The organism is Sulfurihydrogenibium sp. (assembly GCF_027448985.1).
In the GTDB taxonomy this organism is placed as follows: Bacteria; Aquificota; Aquificia; order Aquificales; family Hydrogenothermaceae; genus Sulfurihydrogenibium.
In genome coordinates this window covers 1-1,079 of the sequence record NZ_DAIDMN010000169.1, presented here as the reverse complement: position 1 = coordinate 1,079, position 1,079 = coordinate 1, and the positions used below count along the sequence as shown (strand labels likewise).

Below are 1,079 nucleotides of genomic sequence, written 5' to 3'. Positions count from 1 at the left end.
TATCATCTGGCAGAAAAAGAGTATTATTAAAATCACCTTACTGGTCTGTAAGAGTTATGGAACCACCCTCTGGTGAATTACTTCCAAGGATTTGTTAAATATGCATGAATTTTCAATAGTTCAAAGTTTATTGAATCTAATAGAAGAACAAGCTAAATTAAACAATGCAAAGCAAGTATCAAAAGTGTTGGTAAAAATAGGTAAAATGTCTGGTGTAGAGCCTCATCTTTTAGAAATGGCATTTAATACTTTTAAAGAAAAAACTATAGCAGAAAATGCTGAGTTGATAATAGAAATCCAGGATATAATAGCTTACTGTAAAAACTGTAATATTGAGTTTGTTATACAAGATTACAGCTTCATCTGTCCAGACTGTAAAAGTATAGATGTAGATGTAATAGATGGAACAGAAATGCTTTTAAAGTCTTTAGAATTAGAAATGTAAAGTTAATAAATATTAACGTTGACGAATTTTAAAATTTTATTTATAATTATGAATGAATAATTATTCATAGGATTAAAAGATGGGAAAACAAATAAAAAGAAGAGAAAGATCTCCACCTTATATGGTTATATAAAGAGCGAAAAAATCTAATTTATTGTAGGAGGTTATTACTATGGAATTTTTTAGAAGAGAATTTTTAAGAGAAATGTTTACAAAACCTACAAATTTAATCGATACAAATAAAGGAGATGACTATTATAAGTCTCTTTATAAAAAAGCTGAAGAAAGGCTCACTTGGTTAAAATCTCAGAAACCAGTTAAAAATGAAGATATAAAATTTCAAGAATATTTATCAATGTGGGATATTTCAAGAAGAGATTTCTTTAAATGGGTTTCAATGATGACTGCAACTTTGATGTTACCACCATCTTTTGAACCATTGGTAGCTCAAGCAGCTGAAGTAATGAACAGAATCCCTATAGTTTGGATAAATATTCAAGATTGTGATGGTAACACGGAAGCACTTCTAAGATCTTCTGCACCAACGGTCGATGAGTTAATATTAGAGTATTTATCTATTGAATATCAAGAAACTTTAATGGCTGCGGCAGGAGAACAAGCAGAAAAATGTCTT

At 29.3% G+C, this 1,079-nt stretch carries 1 protein-coding gene and 1 pseudogene; both read left to right on the top strand.

From position 1 onward, the window contains the following. Nucleotides 1-100: 100 nt before the first annotated feature. Nucleotides 101-445, top strand: coding sequence for a hydrogenase maturation nickel metallochaperone HypA (gene hypA / locus NE054_RS08360; RefSeq protein WP_297890534.1), 345 nt, complete (start codon nucleotides 101-103; stop codon nucleotides 443-445). A gap of 172 nt (nucleotides 446-617) precedes the next feature. Further along, nucleotides 618-1,079 (top strand): annotated as a pseudogene (locus NE054_RS08355) (hydrogenase); the annotation flags it as partial.

Excerpts from the sequence above, each read along its gene's own strand:
- hypA (WP_297890534.1), top strand. The coding sequence starts at position 101 with ATGCATGAATTTTCAATAGTTCAAAGTTTATTGAATCTAATAGAAGAA.